Below are 20,888 nucleotides of genomic sequence, written 5' to 3'. Positions count from 1 at the left end.
TCTGATAACATTACTTCAACAAATGGTGATACAATGACCCCCATAGACATCTGTCGGTACAGACGAAAGTAAGGGGGTGTGCGATGGATATCTTTTCCGATCCCGTGATGCTGGCACGTTTGCAATTCGCCTGCACGGCGGCCTATCACTTCATTTTTGTGCCGCTGACCATCGGTTTGGGACTTATCCTTGCCATCAACGAAACACGGTACTACCGCTCGCGTGACCCCAAAGACGCGGCGGCCACAAAGTTCTGGGTGAAGATCTTCACCGCGACGTTCGTGATAGGGTTGGCCACGGGCATCACGATGGAGTTCTCCTTCGGAACGAACTGGGCGGACTACTCGAGGTTCGTCGGCGACATCTTCGGTGCGCCGCTTGCCGCCGAGGCGCTGCTCGCGTTCTTCCTCGAATCCACGTTCCTGGGCGTGCTGCTGTTCGGTCGCAAGCGCGTGTCGCCGAAGTTCTACCTCGTGTCCTCGTGGCTCGTGTGGATCGGTTCGGCTCTGTCGGCCCTGTGGATTCTCATCGCGAACTCGTGGATGCAGACGCCCGCCGGCGCGGAGCTGTCCGCCGACGGCTCGAAAGCCGTCATCACGGACTTCCTGGCCGCCGCTGCGAACCCGTCTATCTGGCCGCGCTACTCGCACACCATCGTGGCGCTGCTCATCATGGGCGCGTTCGTGGCCATGGCCGTGTCCGCGTGGTACCTCATCAAGAAGAAGCACTCCGACTTCGCCATGAAGACGATGAAGCTTGGCGCTGTGGTGGGCATCATCGTGAGCTGCGTCATGATCGTGACGGCTCACTCGTCCGCCGTGGTGGTGGCCGAGCAGCAGCCCACGAAGCTGGCTATGATGGAGGGCATGTACGATTCCGAAGTGCCTCCGCTGTTCGCCTTCGGGTGGGTTGACGAAGACGGCCAGAAGGTGCTCACGCCGTTCTCCATCCCGGGCGGCACGAGCTTCCTCGCAACCGGCACGTGGGACACCGAGTTCCCCGGCCTCAACGAGCTGGCGCAAACCGAGGAGTACGGCGCTCTCGATGTGGAGAACGCGCCGGTCAACTTCGTGTTCCAGACCTACCACATCATGGTTGCCATGTACGGCCTCATCATGCTCACCATCATCCTCGCGCTCGTGTTCACGCTGCGCGGCGGCAAGATCAAGGACATGAAGTGGCTGCAGCGTCTCGTGCTCATTTCGCCGGTGTTCCCGCTCATCGCCATTCAGGCCGGCTGGTTCACGGCTGAAGTCGGCCGTCAGCCGTGGGTGGTCTACCCGTCCGCGACCGGCCCCGACGGCGTGAGCCTACTCACGAACGAGGGCGTCTCGCAGTCGGTTTCGGCTCCCGAGCTCATGATCACCATGGTGCTGTTCCTCGTGGTGTACGCGTTCCTCATGGTTGCGTGGGCGCGCACGATGGGCCGCTTCATCAAAGAAGGCCCGGTTGTCGAGAAGGACGAGCCGGCTCTGGCAGGCGCTGCTGTGAAGGAAGGTGAGTAATCATGGAAATCACGTTCTTTCAAGGGCTTTGGTTCCTGCTGATCTTCGTGCTGATTGCCGGATACTTCGTGCTCGACGGGTTCGACCTGGGCGCCGGCGTGCTGTATCCCTTCGTGGCGAAGAACGATAAAGAGAAGGCCGTCGTGCGCACGAGCATCGGGCCCGTGTGGGACGGCAACGAAGTGTGGCTGCTCACCGCAGGCGGCGCGCTGTTCGCGGCGTTCCCAGCGGCGTATGCCACCACATTCTCCGGGTTCTACCTGGCGGTTATGCTGGTGCTGTTCGGCCTGATCGTACGCGCCGTGTCCGTGGAATATCGCGGTCACGACCTCAAGTGGGCGAAGGTGTGGGACATCTGCTTCTTCATCGGCTCGCTGCTGCCGGCGCTGCTGCTGGGCGTGGCTGTGGGCAACATCTTCGCGGGCATTCCCATGAGCGCGAACGGCGACTACGCGGGCGTTCCGCTGCTCGGCCTCATCACTCCGTTCACGCTGCTGTGCGGTCTGCTGGGTCTGTCGATGTTCCTGACGCAGGGCGCGTCGTGGCTGGCGCTCAAGGCGCCGAAGCCCAGCGACATGCAGGCGCGCGTGGCGAAGCTGCGTTTCCCGCTGCAGATCGTCTCGCTCGTGCTGTTCGTCGCTGTGACGGCATTCGTCCTGATGGGCGTGCAGCCGGCCATGGACCCGATGCTCGGTGCCGTGCGCTGGGTGCTGGCCATCCTGTTCGTGGCGGCCATCGTCGTGTCGGTCTTCTTCGCGAAGAAGAAGGATTGCGACCTGGGCGCGTTCATCGCGCAGTCGGGCGCGGCGGCGCTGCTCGTGCTGCTGCTTGCGGCTTCGATGTTCCCGAACTTCGTGTTCGCGACAGCCGACAGCATCGGTCCCGCCATCACGGCCATGAACGCGTCGTCTTCGGAGCTCACGCTCATGTGGATGACCATCATCACCTGCGTGGGTCTGCCGCTCGTGCTCATCTACCACGTCATCATCTACCGCACGTTCCGCGGTCGCGTGAAGGACGAGGATCTGGCACACTACTAGGCCTTTCGAAGTTCCAAGCGCCATCGTAAGCTCGTTGTTGAACGGGTCGTCGGAAGCTTCCGACGACCCGTTTTACGTTATACTGTCGGCAACGACGCGCTGCCTGTTTTGCGCAGCACACGACCGAAGGACCCACCATGGACGACCAGAACACCAACGATCAATCCCTGCCCGGCTCCGACGCCCCGCAGCAACCCGTACCGCCCACGCAACCCGTGCAGCCTCCGGCGCCGAGCGCGCCGCAACCCGTGCCCCCTGCGGCCTACGGCCAGCCCACGCAGCCCTACGGCCAACCCACGGCGCCTTACGGCCAGCCTCAGGTTCCCGGCTCGCAACCCACGGCTCCCTACTACCAGCCGGCGGCGCCGCAATCCAGCGGCAAGGCTCTCGGCGCGCTCATTTGCGGCATCCTGGCCATCCTGTTCTCGTGGCTGCCGCTGCTCGGCGTAATCCTGGGTATCGTGGCCATCGTGCTTGCCGTGCAGGCCGTCAAGCAGGCGGGCAAGGACGGCAAAGCCACCGGAGGCAAGGTGTGCGGCATCATCGGCATCGTGCTGTCGGTGCTCGCGTTCTTCGCCTGGATGGCGTTGAGCATGGGCATCGCGCTGTACATGGCCGCCGAGTCCTCCGACTCATACTCCGGCTCTTCCCAGGTTGCCCCGTACGATTCCGACTCGTCTTCGAGCGCGACGGAGGAGGAGCAGCACATCGAGGCCGCCGCGGCCGCGCAGCTCGACAAGCTCAAGGCCAAAGACGCCGCCATCGTGCAGCAGCTTGCCGCCGATGCCGACGAGGCCCTCGAGAACGCAACCGACTACAGCCTCACCGACCTCGGCGTCGACCCCGCGCTGTTCGTGGAGTGGATGTTGACCGATTTCGAGTACGAGCTTGACGGTGCCTTCGACTACGGCGACGGCACCGGCGTCGTCTACGCCGACCTGACCCTGCGCGACTCGATGGCGTTCGCCACCACGTTCATAGCCGATGCGCAAGCCGCAATCGACGCCGGCGAGATGGACACCCTCGACGAAGCCGGCGCGAAGGCGCTCCTCGGCGAGCTCTACCGCGCCGCCATGGACAAGACCACCGCCACAACCACGAGCTACATCAGCCTGAACATGGTGCAAGAGGGCACCGCGTGGCAGGTTGACGAAGACTCGTGGGATTCCGAACTCGAGTATTTGTTCGGGTTGTAGGCGATCGCGCAGCGCGGCGCCAGCATCGACCGGAAGCCGGGCCTTGTGCCCGGCTTCTTGCTTCAAGGAGATGCGCTTATGCGCGCGCTCATTAATAATTCGGAAAGATCGCTTTAAGAAACACGCAAGGACGGCTGTATTGTTATTAATCTTCACGCTTTGTAATCTCGTACCTAGGCACCCAAGGTGTCAGGTTTTGGGGGAATGAGAATCAGAGGAGGAGAGATGGCTGACTACAAGGACGAGGTTCGGCAGTCTTCCGGGATGAGCCGAAGGGGGTTCGTCAAGGCGAGTGCTACGGCCGCGGCAGCTTTGGCCGTGTCGGGCAGTCTTGCCGGATGCGGTCCCAACAAGGTGCAACCGACTGAGGAAGATCAGCAAGCCGCGCCGGCTGCCGACATCATCAGCGGTACCTGGGTCACGGCTGCATGCTGGCACAACTGCGGAGGCCGTTGCCTGAACAAGGCGCTGGTCAAAGATGGCGTGGTCGTTCGCCAGAAAACCGACGACACGCATGAAGACAGCCCCGACTATCCGCAGCAGCGCGCTTGCGTGCGCGGCCGCGCACAGCGCAACCACGTGTTTTCCGCCGATCGTTTGAAGTACCCCATGAAACGCACGTCGTGGCAGCCGGGCGGCGGCGACAACTCCAAGGGCGAGCTGCGCGGCAAGGACGAGTGGGAGCGCATCTCGTGGGATGAGGCGTACACCTACATCACTGACGAAATCAAACGCATCAAAGAAACCTATGGCAACCGCGCCCTCTTCGCGGACGGCGGCGAAGTGTCCAAGTTTCTCAGCCTGTATGGCGGCTACATCGGCCATTGGGGCACCACGTCCCGCGGCGCTTGGACGTACACGCCCGACGTGGTGGGCATCGCGCCCCAGACGAACGAGGGCATCAACGACCGCCTCGACATGCGCAACAGCGAAGTGGTCATCATGTTCGGCACGAACCCCGCATGGTCTTCGGCCGGTAACCCCGCGTACCACCTGCTGCAAATGAAGAAGGCCGGTGCCAAATTCGTGGCGGTTGACCCCTTCTACAACGATTCGTATTCCCTGGTGGATGCCGAGTGGATTCCGTGTCGTCCGTCCACCGACATGGCGCTGTTTCTGGGCATTGCCAACGCCATGCTCGAGATGGATGCCGAAAAGGGCCTCATCGACTGGGACTACCTCAACACGCACACCATCGGTTTCGACGCCGATCATATGCCGGAGGGCGAAGACCCGAACGGCAACTTCAAGGACTACGTGCTGGGCACGTTCGATGGCACGCCGAAAACCCCTGAGTGGGCATCCCGTATCTGCGGCGTGAGCCCCGAGAACATCCGCTACCTGGCCGAGCTCATGGGCAAGGACAACAAGGCGGCCATCCTCATGGCCTGGGCGTCCGCCCGTACGCACAACGCCGACTGCCTGCCGCAGTTGGTGATGACGATGGGAGCCATGGGCGGCCATTACGGCAAGTCGGGTCACATGTGCGGCCTGTCGTGCCATTCGCGTTCGTTCAGCGGCGGCGGATACCTCATCGGCTCCGGTGCAGACGGGCTTCCTTCCGTCAAGAACCCGCTTGGCGATTCGGAGGGCATCAACGATACCGAGCTGTGGAAGGCTATCGCCGAAGGTTCGTACACGTATGCCGGCGGTTCGACCAAAAAGGTTGCCGGCGAGCCGCGCGAAGTGGATATCAAGCTCATCTACCACGACAGCATGAACGCGAAGCTGCAAACCATCGAAGGCCAGGCGAAGGGTATCGAAGCCCATCGCAAGGTCGATCTGGTGGTTACTCATTCGCTCTTCATGACCACGAACGCACAGTATTCCGATATCGTGCTGCCCATCGAGTCGTACTGGGAAAAGGAAGGCGGCTTTCTCCAGGGCAACCGCGAGGCGCTCATCTACCATTCCAAAGTTGTCGACCGCATGTACGAATGCCTCTCCGACGAAGAGATCGCGGCCGAAATTGGCAAGCGCCTCGGACTGAACGTGGAGGAGGTGTATCCGTTCGGCGTGAAGCAGCAGCTGTTCAACCAGTTCGTTGGCGCCTACATCGTGGACGAAACGGGCGAGAAGAAGCCGCTCGTCACCATCACGGCCGACGACATCGCGGAGTGGGAATGCGAGGGCGAGCCTCAGGAGGGCGTCGTCTCCATGAAGGAGCTCATCGAGCAGGGTCTCTACCAGATTCCCCGCAAGCCCGGCGACGCGTACGGCTACATCGCGTACGAGAAGTTCGTGAAAGACCCTGAGGCGAACCCGCTCAAAACCGCCAGCGGCAAGCAGGAAATCTACTCGGCAACCCTGCGCGACACCATTAACGCCATCGGGTACAGCACCATCGAAGCCATCCCCACGTACATCCCGCCGCAAGAGGGCGTCGAGGCAACCTACAGCGATTTCGAGGCTGGAACGAAGGGCGAGTATCCCTACCAGCTGTACAACCCGCATTACCTCCGTCGCTCGCATACCGTGTTCGACAACGTGCAGTGGCTGCGCGAAACCTGGCCGAACCCCGTGTTCATCAACGCGGACGACGCCAAGGAGAAGGGCATCAAGGAAGGCGATACGGTGCTCTTGACCAGCCCGCATGGCAAGGTGCTGCGCGTCGCGTGCCCCACCGAGCGCTTCATGCCGGGCGTGATCGGCCTGCCGCACGGTGCTTGGGTTGACGTTGATGAGAAGACCGGCATCGACCATGCCGGCTCCGACAACATGCTTACCGGGCAGATTCAGTCGGGTCAGGGCGTCTCGGGTTGGAACACCTGCATGTGCACCATCGAGAAGTACCAAGAAGCGCTGACGCCCGATGTCGAGCTGCCCATGCGCGTCCCCGAAGCCCAGATGTAGGGAAGGTGATCGACTATGAGAAACGGATTCTACTTCGATATGACCGCCTGCATCGGTTGCAGGACGTGCCAGGTCGCGTGCAAGGATAAGAACAATCTGGAAATCGGCACCATCTTCAGGCGGCTTTCCGATTTCGAAGTGGACTCGTACCCCACCGTGCAAACGTTTCACTACTCTTCGTCGTGCAACCACTGCGAGAAGCCTGCGTGCGTGGCCGCGTGCCCGAATGCGGCCATGTACATCGACGAAGACGACGGAACCGTTCAGCACAACGACGAGAAGTGCATCGGATGCCAGTATTGCGTGAAGGCGTGTCCTTACGGCGTGCCCCAGTACATCGAGGCCATCCAGAAGACGCACAAGTGCGACGCATGCAAGCCGCTGCGCGAAAACGGCGATCAGCCCGCGTGCGTGGCCGCGTGTCCGATGCGCGCCCTCGAGTTCGGGCCCATCGACGAACTGCGTGCGGCGCATCCCGAGGCCACCGATACCATCACCGTGCTCCCTGAGCCGTCAACCGGCCCCAGCATCGCGGTTGAAGCGAAGCCGGCGGCGCTTGAGCCCAATCCAGCATCGGTGCTCATGTAACACTCGACGACAAGCCGCAGCGGCGCCTCCCTCCCAGCCGCTGCGGCTTGCACGTAAAGGAGAATCATGCGAATCGACGATGACGAAACAGGCGTAGTGCTTGCGAACCGCCATTTTCTCTACCGCTATCTGTGGCGCGCGTTCGCGGCCAAACCCGACGAAACGCTGCTCGAGGTTGCCCGAGGTCAGCATGCCCTTGAGGCGTGTGGACTCGTCAGCGATACAGCGGCTCGAATCCAGCAAGCCATCGCGCAGCTCGCGCGTGCGGATGCCTCCGCGGATGGCGTGGCGTCGCTCGAAGCCGAGTATACGCGGGTGCTGATAGGCCCCGCTTCGTTGCCCGCGCCTCCATGGGAGTCGGTGTTCACGACGGGGGAGAACCTCATCTTCCAAGAAAGCACGCTTGCCGTGCGCGCCGCATACCGGGCTGCGGGGTACGTTGCCGCGGGATACCCTCGCGAGGCTGATGATCACCTTGCCACCGAGCTCGACTTCATGGCCGCCTTGGCGGAAGAAGCCTGCACCGCATACGAGGCGGGAGATGCCGAGCGTGCGCACGCGTCGCTGCAGGTTCAGCGGCAGTTCCTTTCCGAGCATCTCAACGCCTGGGCGAAGCCGTTCTCCGATCGGCTCGAACGCGCTGCGGGCAAAGACGCCGGCGGCTTGTACGTGCACTTCGCGCAGCTGTGCGCTGAGGTTTGCGCTGCCGACGAGGAGCGCGTGTCGGGTCTGATGGCAGACGCGTAGGGGCGCGATCGAAAACGCGACAGGAGGTTTTCCGAAAGGTCGTGCTACCATGACCGGAAGACGGGGAGCGCACACGGCTTCTCGCCGTGCGAAGCTCGGGGGAGGGGCTTCCTATGGGGAACATCAAACTCAAAACCAAATTCGCAGGACTTATCATCCTGCTCATCGCCGTGTCTCTGGGGGCGAACCTGGCCTGGACTTCCATGAACAAGCGCGCGCAGATGGAGAACGAGTTGCGCGAGAAGGGGGAAGTGCTTGCGCAGCAGATGGACGCGGTCTGGGAGTTCATGGCGTCGAATCAAGACCGTCTCGCGCAGATTTCCTTCACCGATGACGGGGTGTACCAGGGCTTGCACTGCGCCATTGCAGGGCGCAGCATCGGGCAGCTTTTCACGTCCGAGTCGTCGTACACTACGCGATTCGTGAACTTCAACCCGCGCAACGATGCGGATGAGCCCGATGAATTCGAAACGAAGGCGCTCGACGCGTTTTTGGCCGACCCCGCCTGTCGAGAGTATTACGGCATCACGGAATATCAGGGCGTCGAGGTCTTCCGCTATCTTGCCCCTATGCGGATCGAGCAGAATTGCCTCGATTGCCATGGGGAGCCGGCGGGCGAGGTGGACGTGACGGGCTTCGCCAAAGAGGGCTGGCGCATCGGCGACATGGGCGGGGCCATCAGCATCATCATGCCGCTCGACGTGTACCAGGACAACGAGCAGAGCGCGGTCATGCAGGACGTCGTGTTCTTCGGCGGCATGCTGGTGGTGTGCCTCGTGATCATCTACCTAGCGCTCAGCTACCTCGTGACGCGCCCGCTCAGCAAGATTCAAGCCGGCGTCGAAACCATCCAAGCGGGCAATCTGAACGTGGAGCTTGCCCACACGGAATCGTCGCGCGAGGTGAACCGGCTGGTGGAGGAGTTCAACGGCATGGCGCACGAGCTGTCGCAGATGTACGGCAACCTTGAAGCGCAGGTGGCCGACCGCACCGCGCAGCTCGAACGCGCGAACCTCCTGCTCGAGGAGCAGCGCGCGCAGCTCGAGGGCGCAAACGAGCGCCTCCTGGGCGAGAACCGCTACAAGTCCGAGTTCCTCGCCATGATGAGCCACGAGCTGCGCACACCGCTCACGTCCATCATCGCGTTCTCGGAAATGCTCAATCGCGAAGACGAGCCGTGCACCGAGCGCGAGGCCGAGGTCCGGCGCGAAATCGAGACGAACAGCCGCGCCCTGCTGCTCATGATCAACGATATCCTTGAGATGAGCAGGCTCGATGCGGGCAAGATCGAGTTCGCCGTGGAAACCGTCGACCTGGGCGACATCGTGGGCATGGTGCAATCGGTGGTGCAGCCGCTCGCCGAGCGCAACAACATCGCGTTCTCGTGCGTGGTCGACCCCGACGTGCCGCTGGTCAGAGGCGATTTCGAGAAGCTGCGGCACGTGCTGGAGAACCTGACGGGCAACGCCATCAAGTTCACGCAGGAAGGCGGCTGGGTGGAGCTGCATATCACGTACCATCCCGAATGCCATCAGGTGTGGATGCAGGTGGCGGACAACGGCATCGGCATCGCGAAGAAGGATCAGCAAAAAATATTCGAACGGTTCGTACAGGCCGATTCGTCAACCTCGCGCCGCTACAGCGGCACCGGGCTGGGATTGGCGCTGGCGAAGGAGTACACCGAAATGCATCGCGGCACGTTGTCGGTCGAGAGCGACCTGGGGGCAGGCAGCGTGTTCACGGTGCGTATTCCGGTTGAGGGGACGGAGATGCAATGACGAGCGCAGCGAAAGTGATGTTGATTGACGACGACGAGAGCCTGCATGTGCTCATGAAGCGCATCGTGGAAGAGGCGGGCTACGAGTTCTGCGCAGCATTCAGCGGCGCCGAGGGGCTGGCCTTGCTGGGTGACGAGCATCCCGACCTGCTGCTGCTCGACGTGATGATGCCGGGGATGAACGGCTTCGACGTCTGCCGCACCATGCGCGAGTCGGGGCGGCGCATCCCCATCATCTTCCTCTCCGCGAAGGGCGATATCGTGGACAAGAGCATCGGCTTCAAAGCGGGTGGCGACGACTACGTGGTGAAGCCGTTCAGCTCGGACGAGCTGCTGCTGCGCATCGAGGCGCACCTGCGGCGCCATCGCGAGGACCTCACGTTCGCGAAGGCCGTGAGCCGCGAGGGCTGCAACCATACCGGCGACCTGGAAATCCTGTTCAACCAGTACGAGGTGCGCCTGCGCGGCGTCACGGTGGACCTCACGGCGAAGGAGTTCGAGATTTTGGCGCTGCTGGCCGCAAGCCCCGGCCAGGTGTTCACGCGCAATCAGATTTACGAGCACATCTGGGGTCTCGAAAGCGAAGTCGACGAAAGCAGTATCACGGTGTTCATGCGCAAGATTCGTGAGAAAATAGAGGACAACCCTTCGCAGCCGAAGTACCTGCTCACGGTGTGGCGCGTGGGATACAAATTCGCGGAGCGCGTGTAGGCGCGTTTGTTCGACGGGGGAGTCGGATGGATTTCAAGGCATATGCGCAGGCGTTTGACGAGGTGCGCGAGGACTTCGAGGAGACGGTGCGGTCGTTCGGCATTCCGTTCGAGGACGAGGAGTCGTCGCCGCGCAGCGCGCGTGCGCAGGTCGGGTGCCCGCACTGCGACAACAACCATGCCAGCCTGTGGCGCTCGTGGATTTCGCCGGCGTGCGTCGCGTGCCGCACCGGCGAGGAGACCGCCACGTTCTTCGTCTCGCTCAAGTGCACGAAAGACTGTTACTTCTGCTTCAATCCCAATCAGGAAGACTACGAGTATTTCCGCCACCATCAGCGCGATATCGTGGCCGAACTTGAGCAGGCGCACGCGGCGGGCGCGACGTTCAGGCACCTCGCCATCACCGGTGGCGAGCCGTTTCTGCATCGCCAGCAGGTGCTCGCGTTCGTCCGCCGCGCCAAAGAGCTGTACCCGGGCGTGCACGTGCGCATCTACACGAGCGGCGACCTGCTTGACGATGCGCTGCTCGACGACCTTCGCGCGGCGGGCCTCGACGAGCTGCGCTTCAGCGTGAAGCCCGCGGAAACCGACGGCGATCAGGAACAGCTGTTCGCGCGTATGGCCGCCGCCGTGGCGGCCCTTCCCGACGTGATGGTGGAGATGCCCGTCATCCCCGGCACCCTCGACGAGATGAAGCGGCTGCTCCGCACCCTCGACAACCTGGGCGTGCGCGGCATCAACCTGCTGGAATTCTGCTTCCCGCTGTGCAACGCCGAGGAGTTCCTCGCGCGCGGGTTCATGCTGCGGCAGCGCCCGTACGAGGTGCTGTACAACTACTGGTACGCCGGGGGTCTGCCCATCGCGGGCAGCGAGACGGAATCGCTCGAGCTGCTGCGTTTCGCCGCCGACGAGGGGTTGCGGCTGGGCGTGCACTACTGCTCGCTCGACAACAAGCACTCGGGCCAGGTGTTTCAGCAGAACAAGCCGTTCCTGCTCGATAGGCGCTTCGCCGCTGAGCACGCGTGGCTCAGCATGGACGAGCGCGATTACTTCCTCAAGTGCGGCAAGGTGTTCGGCGAGGATGCGGAAGGCCTGCGCGCCTGGGCGGAAGACCGTGCGGAAGGCGAAAGCGCGTACGACGAGGACGTTCCGTGCCTGGCGTTTCCGCTTGCCTGGGCGTCGGCGGCGCGCGAGGCGCGGCCGGGCGCGACCATCGGGGTGAGCTTCAACGTGTTGGAACCCACCGACGATGGCGCGCCGTATCTGCGCGAGGTCGACCTGCGCGAGGAGGGGAGGGCGTAGTCGCGGCTACGCCAGCTTCTGGCCCAGCTCCTTGGCGGCGGCCGCCTTGTCGAAGTTGCCGCCGGTCTTCTGCGTGAGCGCGCCCATGACGCGCCCCATGTCCTTCTTCGTGGAAGCGCCGGTCTCGGCCAGCACCTCGTCGATGAGGACGGTCAGCTCGTCGCCGGACACCTGCTTGGGCAGGTAGCTTTCCAGGATGGCCACCTGCGCGGTCAGCGTGTCGGTGCGCTCCTGGTCGTTGCCGGCCTTGATGGAGCCGTCGAGCGTCTCCTTCGTCTGCTTGATGAGGCGCTTGAACATGGCGTCCACGTCCGCGTCGGTGATCTCGCGACGCTCGTTCACCTCGATGTTCTTGATCTCGCCGTGCACCTGGCGCAGGATGGACAGCTTCGGCTTGTCCTTCGCGCGCATCGCGTTCTTGATCTCGTCCTGCAGTTCGTCATAGCGCATAGGGGCCTCATTTCGCTCGTAGCTAATGCCCCGAGTATACTGCACCTACCCTTTAACGAACTTTCCGTTTTCAAGATTGACTTTATCCAACGTTTCGGCAAAGTTCTCTCCGTATGTTTCGGCGAGCTTGGCTTTGAGGTTCGCTCCAGTGCTGTCGGGTTTGGTGCCCAGGTTGATTTCGCTTGGGAGTGCATACCATTGACCTGGTGTTCCGAATATTTCTCCCGTAGTGTCGCAGATGTAGTTCGCGCGCCATGGATTCGAGTCGGAAGTCGATTGCGCTTTGCCTGCGAACAGATAGGCAGTATCTGAACTGTTACCGTAGGTTTTGAAAGCGAGATAGACAGGTTTGTTGTCGGTGCCAAGCACATCGGGCCATTTGTCTATGTCGTTGGCGTTCGCATACGCATCGCGATGGTCGGAATCGTTCCCGCCCGACCATGAATTGCTTGAAATGAAATCGTTGACCCTGTCTTCATCGGAGGCGCCGTGAATGAGGCATGTCACTGATATAGCGCCGGTTTTCTTGTTGAACGATGCTCGATACTTTCCGTCGTTCGGGCACAGCACGCCTTTGTTCTGCGCTTTCAGCTTGGCGACGCAATCGTCGAACATCTTGACCTGACTGTCCCGATTCGTCGTTTGATCCAAGAGCCAGGTGGTGGTGTAGAGGCTCTTTACGGAGCGGCGGTTGGCGGAGCAGGTGGCTTCTTCGGTGTTGCCCAGGGCGCTCGTGAACACGGGCACGGCGATGGCCACGAGAATGGCCACGATGGCTACCACCACGAGGAGCTCGGCCAAGGTGAACCCGTCCGTGCGGTTGCGAGTAGTGCGATATGCGGGCAAGCGATGCGGCATGGGGGCTCCTTCACGACTGGATGCATCATAGCGGGTCTTGGTGTCGTGCACAACGAGTTTCGGCGCTGCTCTGGTATGATGTTCGAACGAAACATGAGGGCTCTGACGCGAAGGACACACATGAGAGATTTGCCGGCAAACCAACTCGATCCAAAGGTAAAAACCGTCTGGCGCATCAACGACGCCATCTGGCTCACCGTGGTGTTCCTCTGCTGCTTCGTACCGTTCGCCATCGCGGCAGCGGTCGAGCCCGCATCGTGGATAGTCATCGTGCTCGCGGCCATCGCTGTCGTGTACGTGGTGTGCCTCGTCGTGTGGCTGGTCGTGCTGCCGCCCATCCGCTTCGTGCGGTGGCGCTACGAGCTGTCCAGCGACTACCTCGATATCGCGCGCGGCATCGTGTGGCGCAAGCGCTTCATCATCCCGTTCATCCGCGTGCAGAACACCGACACGCGCCAAGGGCCCATCCTGCGCGCGTTCGGCCTGGCCAGCGTCACGGTGGCCACGGCGGCGGGCGAGCACGAGATTCCCGGCCTCGGCTCCGACGTAGCCGAGCAGCTGCGCGACCGCGCAGCTGAGCTCGCGCGCCTCGCGCAGGAGGACGTGTGATGACGGACTACCAACCCGCACCCGGCGACGCCATGCCGCCGCAACCTGTGCCGCAACCCGCGCCCCAGCCCCAAGAGCTGCAAAAGCACCACGTGCACCACAGCTACATCTGGCTCGGTAGCCTGCGCATCGCGTTCATGCTGCTCGTGGTGGTGTTCTTCTCGTCGTTCTCCGCCATCATGGGCGCCATCTCCGACGGCGAGGTCATCACGCGCAACGATTTTCCCACGCTGCTCATCGTTATCGCGTGCGTCATCGGCGGCCTCGTCCTGATCATCGGGCTCACGGCCATCTACCAGGTGATATCGTACAAGCACCTCTACTATGAGCTGGGTCCCGAGGAGTTCAACCTCTACGCGGGCATCCTCAACAAGAAGCGCGTGCACGTGCCCTACCAGCGCATCCAGTCCGTCGATCAGCGCGCGTCGCTCATCCAGCGCATCTTCGGCGTGTGCAACGTGAGCATCGACACGGCGGGCGGCGCCTCGAACAAGGCCGTCATGGTGCCCTACGTGCAGAAGACGCAGGCCGAAGAGCTGCGCCGCGAGCTGTTCGCGCGCAAGCAGTACGTCGCTGCCGTGCAGCGCGGCGTGGCGCCCGACGCTGCCGCCGCCGCGGTTGCCGTCGCGGCGGGCGTGCCGGTTCCGCACAACGGAAACAACGTGCTGGACGCCCCGGCCGAAATTTGGCAGGATGTGCGCGGCGTGTTCGGCGGTGCGGCCGTCGACACGGGACGCGTCACCTACGAGTACGGCATGTCCAACAAAGAACTCATCTTCACCGGCCTGTCGAACAACACGGCGTTCTTCGTGGTGGTCATCGGCATTGTCGGCGCCATTGCGCAGTTCATGAGCCAGATGGCGCCCATCCTGTCAGGCTCGATGGAGCCGCTCGTGGGCAACGTGGTGGCCTCGAGCGTGAAGCTGTTCGGCGGCAACATCATCGCAGCGGGCGTTGCGGCGTTCCTCGGCGCGTCCGTGGTGCTGTGGGCCATCTCGGCCATCGGGTCCTGCATTTCCTACGGCGGGTTCCGCGCCTGCCGTCGCGACAGCCGCATCGAGGTGGAGCACGGCCTGCTGCAGCATCGCTTCCAGGGCGTCGACGTCGATCGCGTGCAGTCGGTGGTCATCAAGCAGAGCTTCATCCGCCGCATCCTGGGTTACTGCGAGCTGTCGCTCGGCAAGATCGACGCCGCAACCGAAGGCTCCGAGGATCAGCAGAAGAGCCTCAACCAGCAGGGCCTCATCATCCATCCGTTCGTGAAGCTGAACCGCGTGCCCGAAATTCTGGCCGGCATCATTCCGGAATTCGCCGACGTTCCCACCGAGAACATCCCGGTGGCGCCGGTGGGCCTGCGCCGCGCGCTCATCCGCCGGTGCTTCATCCAGGGCTCCGGGTTCTGGTTGGCCGTCATCGTGGCCATCGGCCAGATCATCGCGAACATGGTGGCGAACCCGGCCGTGCCCGACGAGGCCACCATGCTGTTCTTCGTCAACAACGGCTCGATGTTCGGCTACGCGCTGGCCGTGGTGCTGCTCGTTCTCGACGCGGTGGGCGCCGTGCTGTGGTTCCGCGGCTCCGGCTTCGCCTACAACGAACGCTTCATGCAGGTGAGCAACGGCGGTTTCGCGCGCGAAACCATCAGCTTCCCGCGTAAGAAAATACAGTTCGGTTACACGAAGACGAATCCTTTTCAACGCAATGCAGGCACCGCAACGGTCAATGCGCGCACCGCTGCAGGCATCGGTGGCACTACCATCAGGCTTATCGATGCCCGAGAGGATGATGCCCGTGCGTGGCTTGCTTGGCTCAAGCCCCACGGAAATGTGATACAGTAACATCATGAATGCATCAGCAACATCAGACTCACGAGGTGCTCGCAATGCCAAACCCGATCGCGGGGCCGAGCGCCCGCCTGCCGCTGCACCCGAGCCGCGGCAGCAGCCCGTCCCTGGCTGGACGCCGTCGCAGTTCAAGCCGAACGACTACGCCGGCATGCGCTCGATGAGGGACGAAGTGTCCAACACCTCGGCAAGCGCTGCGAACAAGGCGCGCAACATCCGCGAATACACGCTGGGCGAGGAGATTGCGAACTCCATCTCCCACGGCCTAGGCATCCTGCTGGCTATCGCCGCCATTCCCATCCTGGTGATGCGCGCGCTCGATGACGGCGGCGGCATCTTCCTGTTCGCCGCGCTCGTGTACGGGCTTACCATGCTGCTTGAGTACACCATGTCCACGCTGTACCACGCCATTGCGGTTGAACGGGCGAAACGCGTGTTCAAGGTGCTCGATCACAGCTGCATCTACCTGTTCATCGCCGGCTCCTACACGCCGTTCTGCCTCATTTCGCTCGCCGACTCCGGCGGCATAGGGCTGTGCGCGTTCGTGTGGGTGGTCGCGCTTGCGGGCGTTGCCTGCGAGGCGTTCTGGGTATTTCGCCCGCGCTGGGTTTCGGCCGTGCTGTACCTGCTCATGGGCTGGTGCGTCGTGTGGTTCCTGCCCGCGCTCATCGAGGCCATCCCGGCGACGGGCCTGTGGCTGCTCGTGGGCGGCGGTGTGTGCTACTCCATCGGGTGCATCTTCTACGTGTTGAAGAAGGTGCCGTACATGCACTCCATCTTCCACCTGTGGGTGCTCGCAGGAAGCGTTCTGCAATTCCTGGCCATTTCCCTGTACGTTATGTAAGCGGCTGCGTGCACAAGCGCGCGGGCATGACAGCCCCACGGTTGTTGCGAGGGCTGGCCGCTCGCAACGAGAGGGCGCAGGAAATGCGCATCATCCGCTTGCAAAAGGAGTTGCATCACCTACATGGATATTTGGATTAGCATCGTCGTCACGTTCGTGCTCGTGCTGGTGAATGGGTATTTCTCGATGTCGGAAATGGCGCTGGTCAACGCGCGCCACGTGCTGCTGCAGCACGATGCCGACGAAGGCGACAAGCGCGCCGAACGTGCGCTGCGCCTGTCGTCCGACTCGGGGCAGTTCCTCGCAACCATCCAGGTAGCCATCACGCTCGTGGGCTTCTTCGCGTCGGCAGCCGCCGCCACGAACCTGTCCGATCCGTTGGCGCAGTGGCTGTCCAGCTTCAACGTGGCGTGGCTGTCGGTGATCGCTCCCGGTCTGGCGCCCGTGCTCATCACGCTCATCGTGTCGTACCTCAGCATCGTGGTGGGCGAGCTCGTGCCGAAGCGCATCGCGCTGGCCGATGCCGAGCGCGTGAGCAAGATGGTGGTCGGCCCGCTCATCGTGTTCCAGAAAATCGCCTCGCCGCTCGTGGCGCTCACGTCCGCGTCGGCGAATGGCCTGTCGCGCCTGTTCGGCATCAAGAACGCCGACGAGCGTCAAAGCGTGTCCGAAGAAGAGATCAAGTACATGGTCACGGATAACGACGAATTGCTCGACGACGAGAAGCGCATGATCCACGACATCCTCGATCTCGGCGACATGAGCGTGCACGAAATCATGCAGCCCCGCGTGGACATGATCTTTGTCGAGGACACCGACACCGTGCGTCAGGCGGTGGAGCGTATGCGCGGCACGGGCTATTCGCGCTTGCCGGTGTACCACGAAGACATCGACCGCATTGTGGGCATCGTTCACTTCAAGGATCTCGTCGGGCCCCTCATGGACGGAAAGGAATCCGACTCCGTCGTGGGGTACGCCTACGAAGCCATGTTCGTGCCCGAGTCGAAGGACATCTTCCCCTTGCTTGCGGAGATGCAAACGAATCGTCAACAGATGGCCATCGTCGTGGATGAGTACGGTGGAACCGATGGTTTAATTACCGTAGAGGACATTGTGGAGGAAATCGTTGGCGAAATCGTTGACGAAACGGATCGAGAGAACCCGTTTATCGAGCAGGAGAGCGAAAGCGTCTGGCTTGTGGACGGACGGTTCCCCGTCGAGGATGCAGTGGAGCTCGGATGGCCGGTTGAGGATTCGGCCGACTACGAGACCATCGCGGGTTGGCTGCTCAGCACGCTTGACTCGGTTCCCCAGGTGGGCGAGGAGCTCGTGCACGACGGATACGCGTTCAAGATTCAGGCCATGCGCCGCCGCCGCATTTCAACGGTGCGCGTCGAACGGCTGGACGATCCTTCCTTATCCCCTGACGATACTGCCGAGGTGATCGACCAGGAGGAAGCGTGACGAGTGAAAAACGGCTGCTCCGTTCGCGAAAGTCGCTGGTAGGCGGCGTATGCGCAGGCGTGGCCGATTACTTCGACGTCGATCCCGTCATCGTCCGCATCATTGTAGTGGTGTTCACCTTCGCTTCGGCGGGGCTCCTTGCCGTTCCCTATGTGGCCATGTGGGTGGTGGTTCCGCTCGAGCCGAAAGAGGTCCTGCCGCTCGACGTGCAGCCGCAAGCCGTGCATTCCGAAACCTACGGTGCCGTTGACGTCGATGCGTCGCGCAAGGCCGAGCAGGGCGCGCCGAAGGGCGCGAGCGCAGCTCAGGCTGCCGGATGGCACTACACGCACCCGTCGTACACATCGGCCGCCCATGTGCCGCCAGAGCCCCCGGCGGGCGCAACGCGCACCCGTCCCATCCCGACGCCGCCCGCGACTCCGGTGCCTCCCGGCAACGCGCAGGACGCGCAGCAGGCGTCCTTCACGCCGCCGACGCCTTCCGCGTACGAAGGATGGGCGTCGCAGCACGCGCATCAACCCCTGCAGCCCCCTGCCGAGCCCTCGCGCGCCGGAGTGAAGGCTGCTTTGTGGGTGGGCTCGTTCTTGCTGTTCTTCGGCGTGTCTGCCATGGTGGCAAGTATGGTGGAAGACGTGGCGTGGTGGCAGTATTGGCCGCTCATCTTCGTGATCCTCGGCATCGTGCGCATGGTGGTGCCCGGCGAAGAGGGCCACCGCATGCGCAAGTTCGTTGACGGCCTTATTGCGTTCGGCATCGGCTCGGTGCTGCTCACCATGAGCTTGGGCGTTCTGGCGTGGGAATCCATCGAGCTTATGCTGACCAGCTTGTGGCCGCTTTTGCTCGTAGTGCTCGGGTTGCTCCTGCTGGGCGGCGCGCTGAAATCTCCTTCGCTGACGCTGCTGGCCGGGGTGCTCTTCGTGGGCTTTTGCGTTGCGGGCGTGGTGTGGTATTCGGTGCCGGGCGCTACCGAGGAGTTCGTCGTTTCCACTCCGTACGGGCGCGATTACCGGTTCGATGTGCAACCCTGGGAGGGTTTTGAGCGCGGCGAGGCCGTGTCAACTTTCACCATCGCTTGAAGCGCGCATTTCGGCGTTTGAGAAAACATCGTACGTTCGTTTTTTGTCGCTCGGCGAAGTATGGCAATTCACCTGCTGATTTGCTGTTTTATGTATTGTCAAGCGAACAAATCGTGTAGGCCGTCTCCACATCTTTTTGCCCTCGACCCCCCTTCTCAGCTAGAATACAACCTGTCAAAACAGCATATCGCCCACCCGGCAGCAAACCCCCACACAACTTACTACGCTGTCAACCGCTCCGGCGGGCAGGTCGTGCGCTGTTCAACGAAAGGTAACTGACGTTTGGCTAAGAAGCGTTACATACAAAAGAAGTCGAACCTCGCTGCGAAGATCATCGCGGTTGGCTGCGCATCCTGCGTGCTCACCGGATGCATCGGCTTCGGGTTCGCCTCTGCTGGAAGCGGCGCCTCGCACGATATCGATTCGTTCGGCATCGATGCGGTGAGCACCACCGTGTCCGATACCGAGGCTGCGGATCTCTCCGCCGCCACCTCCGAAGCTTCCACCCGTGAGGCCACCGTGCTTTCCAGCACCGCCTCGCGTGACATCTCGCAGGGCATCGCCTCCATCGAGGCCGAGGAAGAAGCCGCACGCATCGCCGCCGAAGAAGCGGCCCGCGCTGAAGAGGAAGCTCGCATCGCCGCCGCTGAGCAGGCGAAGGCCGAGCAAGAAGCCGCCGCCGCGCGCGAAGCTGCCAACAATGCAGCCGCCGCGCTCCCCGAAGTTGATTTCACCGTAGGCAAGGATGCCTTCATCACCGAGTGGGCCGATCGCATCAATGTTTACCTGGCCGGCTCCCCGCTGGCGGGGCAGGGTGCCACGTTCGCCGAGGCCGCTTGGAACAACGGCGTCGACCCCCGTTGGTCGCCCGCCATCTCCAACACCGAAAGCTCGAAGGGCGCTGCAACCTACAAGCAGTTCAACGCTTGGGGTTGGATGACTTCAACCACGTGGAACAGTTGGGAAGAGGCCATCAACGCCCATGTGGCAGGCTTGGCATCCGGTTACGGTTACTCCATCACCATAGCAGCGGCGCAGAAGTACTGTCCGCCTACGTACATGGACTGGTACGATAAGACCATCGCAGAAATGATGAAGATCTAACCTCCCGGCGGCCGATGGCCGCCGGTTCTTTTTTGCGGCCCGACATCGCGCCCGGTGCTCCGCCCCGAATGTTTCACGTGAAACATTCGTTCTTATTTCCCTGTGTTTGTTGCCGTTCGGTGGCGAGGCTGGCCGCGCGTGCGCTACTTGCAGTATGCTATGCCGAGCAAGAACCTGGTGAAAGGATCAGTATGAGCAACGTGATCGTCGTCGGCTGCGGCCGCGTCGGATCTCAGCTGGCGAATATGTTGTCGGACAACGGCAACAACGTGTGCGTCATCGACAAGAACGCCAACGCTTTCGCGAACCTCGGGCGCAACTTCAATGGCTCCACGGTGCAGGGCGTGGGCTTCGACGAGGAAACGCTCATCAAGGCGGGCGTCGACGACTGCGACGTCATGGCCGCCGTCACGCAGTACGACAACACGAACCTCATGTGCGCCGAGGTGGGCAGCCGCCTGTTCGGCGTGCCGCACGTCATCGCGCGCCTGTACAACCCCGACCACGAGCGCGCCTACATGCAGCTGGGCATCGACTACGTGTGCGGCACGTCGCTCGTGGCCGAGGACGTGTTCAGCAAGGTGGTCTCGGGTCACGGTGCCCACCTCGACACGTTCGGCGAGTTCGAGGTGCTGCGTTTCTCGCTCGACCTCAGCTGGACCGACAAGCGCACCATCCGCGTGTCCGAGCTCGAGCGCGACCACGACATCCGCATCATCGCGTTCGAACGCAGCGACGGCTCCGCAAGCTCCATCCCCACGCGCGACTCCATTCTGTACAACGGAGACTCCGTGCTCGCCTGCGTCCGACACGAACTCATCGAATCCTTCGCGCGCTATATTCAGGATTGATCGTTCCGGCGGTCTGACGACCGCCGGCCCCGCCGACACTGCGGGCGGCTGGGGCACCCGATCTTCGCGC

At 62.4% G+C, this 20,888-nt stretch carries 18 protein-coding genes; 16 read left to right on the top strand and 2 right to left on the bottom strand.

Annotated elements, in window-relative coordinates; translation table 11 throughout:
* Nucleotides 1-83 precede the first annotated feature (83 nt).
* The 9 genes from C1876_RS14160 (at nt 84) to C1876_RS14120 (ending at nt 11,718) form a co-directional block, all read left to right on the top strand.
* Nucleotides 84-1,505: a cytochrome ubiquinol oxidase subunit I gene (locus C1876_RS14160; protein ID WP_114547375.1), complete on the top strand. Its 1,422-nt coding sequence runs from the start codon at nt 84-86 to the stop codon at nt 1,503-1,505.
* 2 nt (nt 1,506-1,507) lie between these two features.
* Entirely contained in the window at nt 1,508-2,545 is a 1,038-nt protein-coding gene (gene cydB / locus C1876_RS14155) for a cytochrome d ubiquinol oxidase subunit II (RefSeq protein WP_114547374.1), read from the top strand.
* A gap of 137 nt (nt 2,546-2,682) precedes the next feature.
* Complete coding sequence (locus C1876_RS14150) at nt 2,683-3,741, top strand: DUF4190 domain-containing protein (protein ID WP_114547373.1); 1,059 nt, start codon at nt 2,683-2,685, stop codon at nt 3,739-3,741.
* A gap of 225 nt (nt 3,742-3,966) precedes the next feature.
* On the top strand, nt 3,967-6,594 hold the full coding sequence (locus tag C1876_RS14145) for a molybdopterin-dependent oxidoreductase (protein ID WP_114547372.1): 2,628 nt from the start codon (nt 3,967-3,969) through the stop codon (nt 6,592-6,594).
* A gap of 15 nt (nt 6,595-6,609) precedes the next feature.
* Nucleotides 6,610-7,182 (top strand): 4Fe-4S dicluster domain-containing protein, encoded by a 573-nt coding sequence (locus C1876_RS14140; protein ID WP_114547371.1) that lies wholly within the window; start codon nt 6,610-6,612, stop codon nt 7,180-7,182.
* Between the two features lie 66 nt (nt 7,183-7,248).
* Nucleotides 7,249-7,929 (top strand): TorD/DmsD family molecular chaperone, encoded by a 681-nt coding sequence (locus C1876_RS14135; protein ID WP_114547370.1) that lies wholly within the window; start codon nt 7,249-7,251, stop codon nt 7,927-7,929.
* Between the two features lie 113 nt (nt 7,930-8,042).
* Nucleotides 8,043-9,707 carry an ATP-binding protein gene (locus tag C1876_RS14130; RefSeq protein WP_114547369.1) on the top strand — a complete coding sequence of 555 codons (1,665 nt, stop codon included), beginning with the start codon at nt 8,043-8,045 and terminating at the stop codon, nt 9,705-9,707.
* Nucleotides 9,704-10,417, top strand: a complete 714-nt coding sequence (locus C1876_RS14125) for a response regulator transcription factor (protein ID WP_114547368.1) — start codon at nt 9,704-9,706, stop codon at nt 10,415-10,417. Before C1876_RS14130 ends, C1876_RS14125 begins: the two co-directional genes overlap by 4 nt.
* Nucleotides 10,418-10,443: 26 nt before the next feature.
* Entirely contained in the window at nt 10,444-11,718 is a 1,275-nt protein-coding gene (locus C1876_RS14120) for a radical SAM protein (protein WP_114547367.1), read from the top strand.
* Between the two features lie 6 nt (nt 11,719-11,724).
* Here C1876_RS14120 and C1876_RS14115 read toward each other — a convergent pair whose 3' ends face one another.
* The gene (locus tag C1876_RS14115) at nt 11,725-12,168 is read right to left on the bottom strand and encodes a GatB/YqeY domain-containing protein (protein ID WP_114547366.1); all 444 of its coding nucleotides are present in this window, start codon (nt 12,166-12,168) and stop codon (nt 11,725-11,727) included.
* A 45-nt stretch (nt 12,169-12,213) separates the two neighbouring features.
* Entirely contained in the window at nt 12,214-13,026 is an 813-nt protein-coding gene (locus C1876_RS14110) for a prepilin-type N-terminal cleavage/methylation domain-containing protein (RefSeq protein ID WP_114547365.1), read from the bottom strand.
* A 120-nt stretch (nt 13,027-13,146) separates the two neighbouring features.
* Between C1876_RS14110 and C1876_RS14105 the strand changes: the two genes are divergently transcribed.
* The 7 genes from C1876_RS14105 to C1876_RS14075 all read left to right on the top strand — a co-directional run bounded on the left by C1876_RS14105 (nt 13,147) and on the right by C1876_RS14075 (nt 20,818).
* The gene (locus tag C1876_RS14105) at nt 13,147-13,635 is read left to right on the top strand and encodes a PH domain-containing protein (protein ID WP_114547364.1); all 489 of its coding nucleotides are present in this window, start codon (nt 13,147-13,149) and stop codon (nt 13,633-13,635) included.
* On the top strand, nt 13,635-15,473 hold the full coding sequence (locus C1876_RS14100) for a PH domain-containing protein (protein WP_114547363.1): 1,839 nt from the start codon (nt 13,635-13,637) through the stop codon (nt 15,471-15,473). Before C1876_RS14105 ends, C1876_RS14100 begins: the two co-directional genes overlap by 1 nt.
* 157 nt (nt 15,474-15,630) lie before the next feature.
* Nucleotides 15,631-16,323, top strand: a complete 693-nt coding sequence (gene trhA, locus C1876_RS14095) for a PAQR family membrane homeostasis protein TrhA (protein ID WP_170139526.1) — start codon at nt 15,631-15,633, stop codon at nt 16,321-16,323.
* A 123-nt stretch (nt 16,324-16,446) separates the two neighbouring features.
* A complete protein-coding gene (locus tag C1876_RS14090) occupies nt 16,447-17,787 on the top strand; it encodes a hemolysin family protein (RefSeq protein ID WP_114547361.1) in 1,341 nt (446 codons plus the stop codon).
* Complete coding sequence (locus C1876_RS14085; RefSeq protein ID WP_114547360.1) at nt 17,784-18,863, top strand: PspC domain-containing protein; 1,080 nt, start codon at nt 17,784-17,786, stop codon at nt 18,861-18,863. The genes C1876_RS14090 and C1876_RS14085 overlap by 4 nt, the downstream gene beginning before the upstream one ends.
* Before the next feature lie 282 nt (nt 18,864-19,145).
* The gene (locus C1876_RS14080) at nt 19,146-19,967 is read left to right on the top strand and encodes a CMP-2-keto-3-deoxyoctulosonic acid synthetase (protein WP_114547359.1); all 822 of its coding nucleotides are present in this window, start codon (nt 19,146-19,148) and stop codon (nt 19,965-19,967) included.
* A gap of 191 nt (nt 19,968-20,158) precedes the next feature.
* Nucleotides 20,159-20,818, top strand: coding sequence for a potassium channel family protein (locus C1876_RS14075; protein ID WP_114547358.1), 660 nt, complete (start codon nt 20,159-20,161; stop codon nt 20,816-20,818).
* Nucleotides 20,819-20,888 lie beyond the last annotated feature (70 nt).

Source organism: Eggerthella sinensis (genome assembly GCF_003339815.1).
Lineage (GTDB): Bacteria > Actinomycetota > Coriobacteriia > Coriobacteriales > Eggerthellaceae > Eggerthella > Eggerthella sinensis.
Note: the sequence above shows the minus strand (reverse complement) of the source record. Positions and strands in the feature narration are given on the sequence as shown.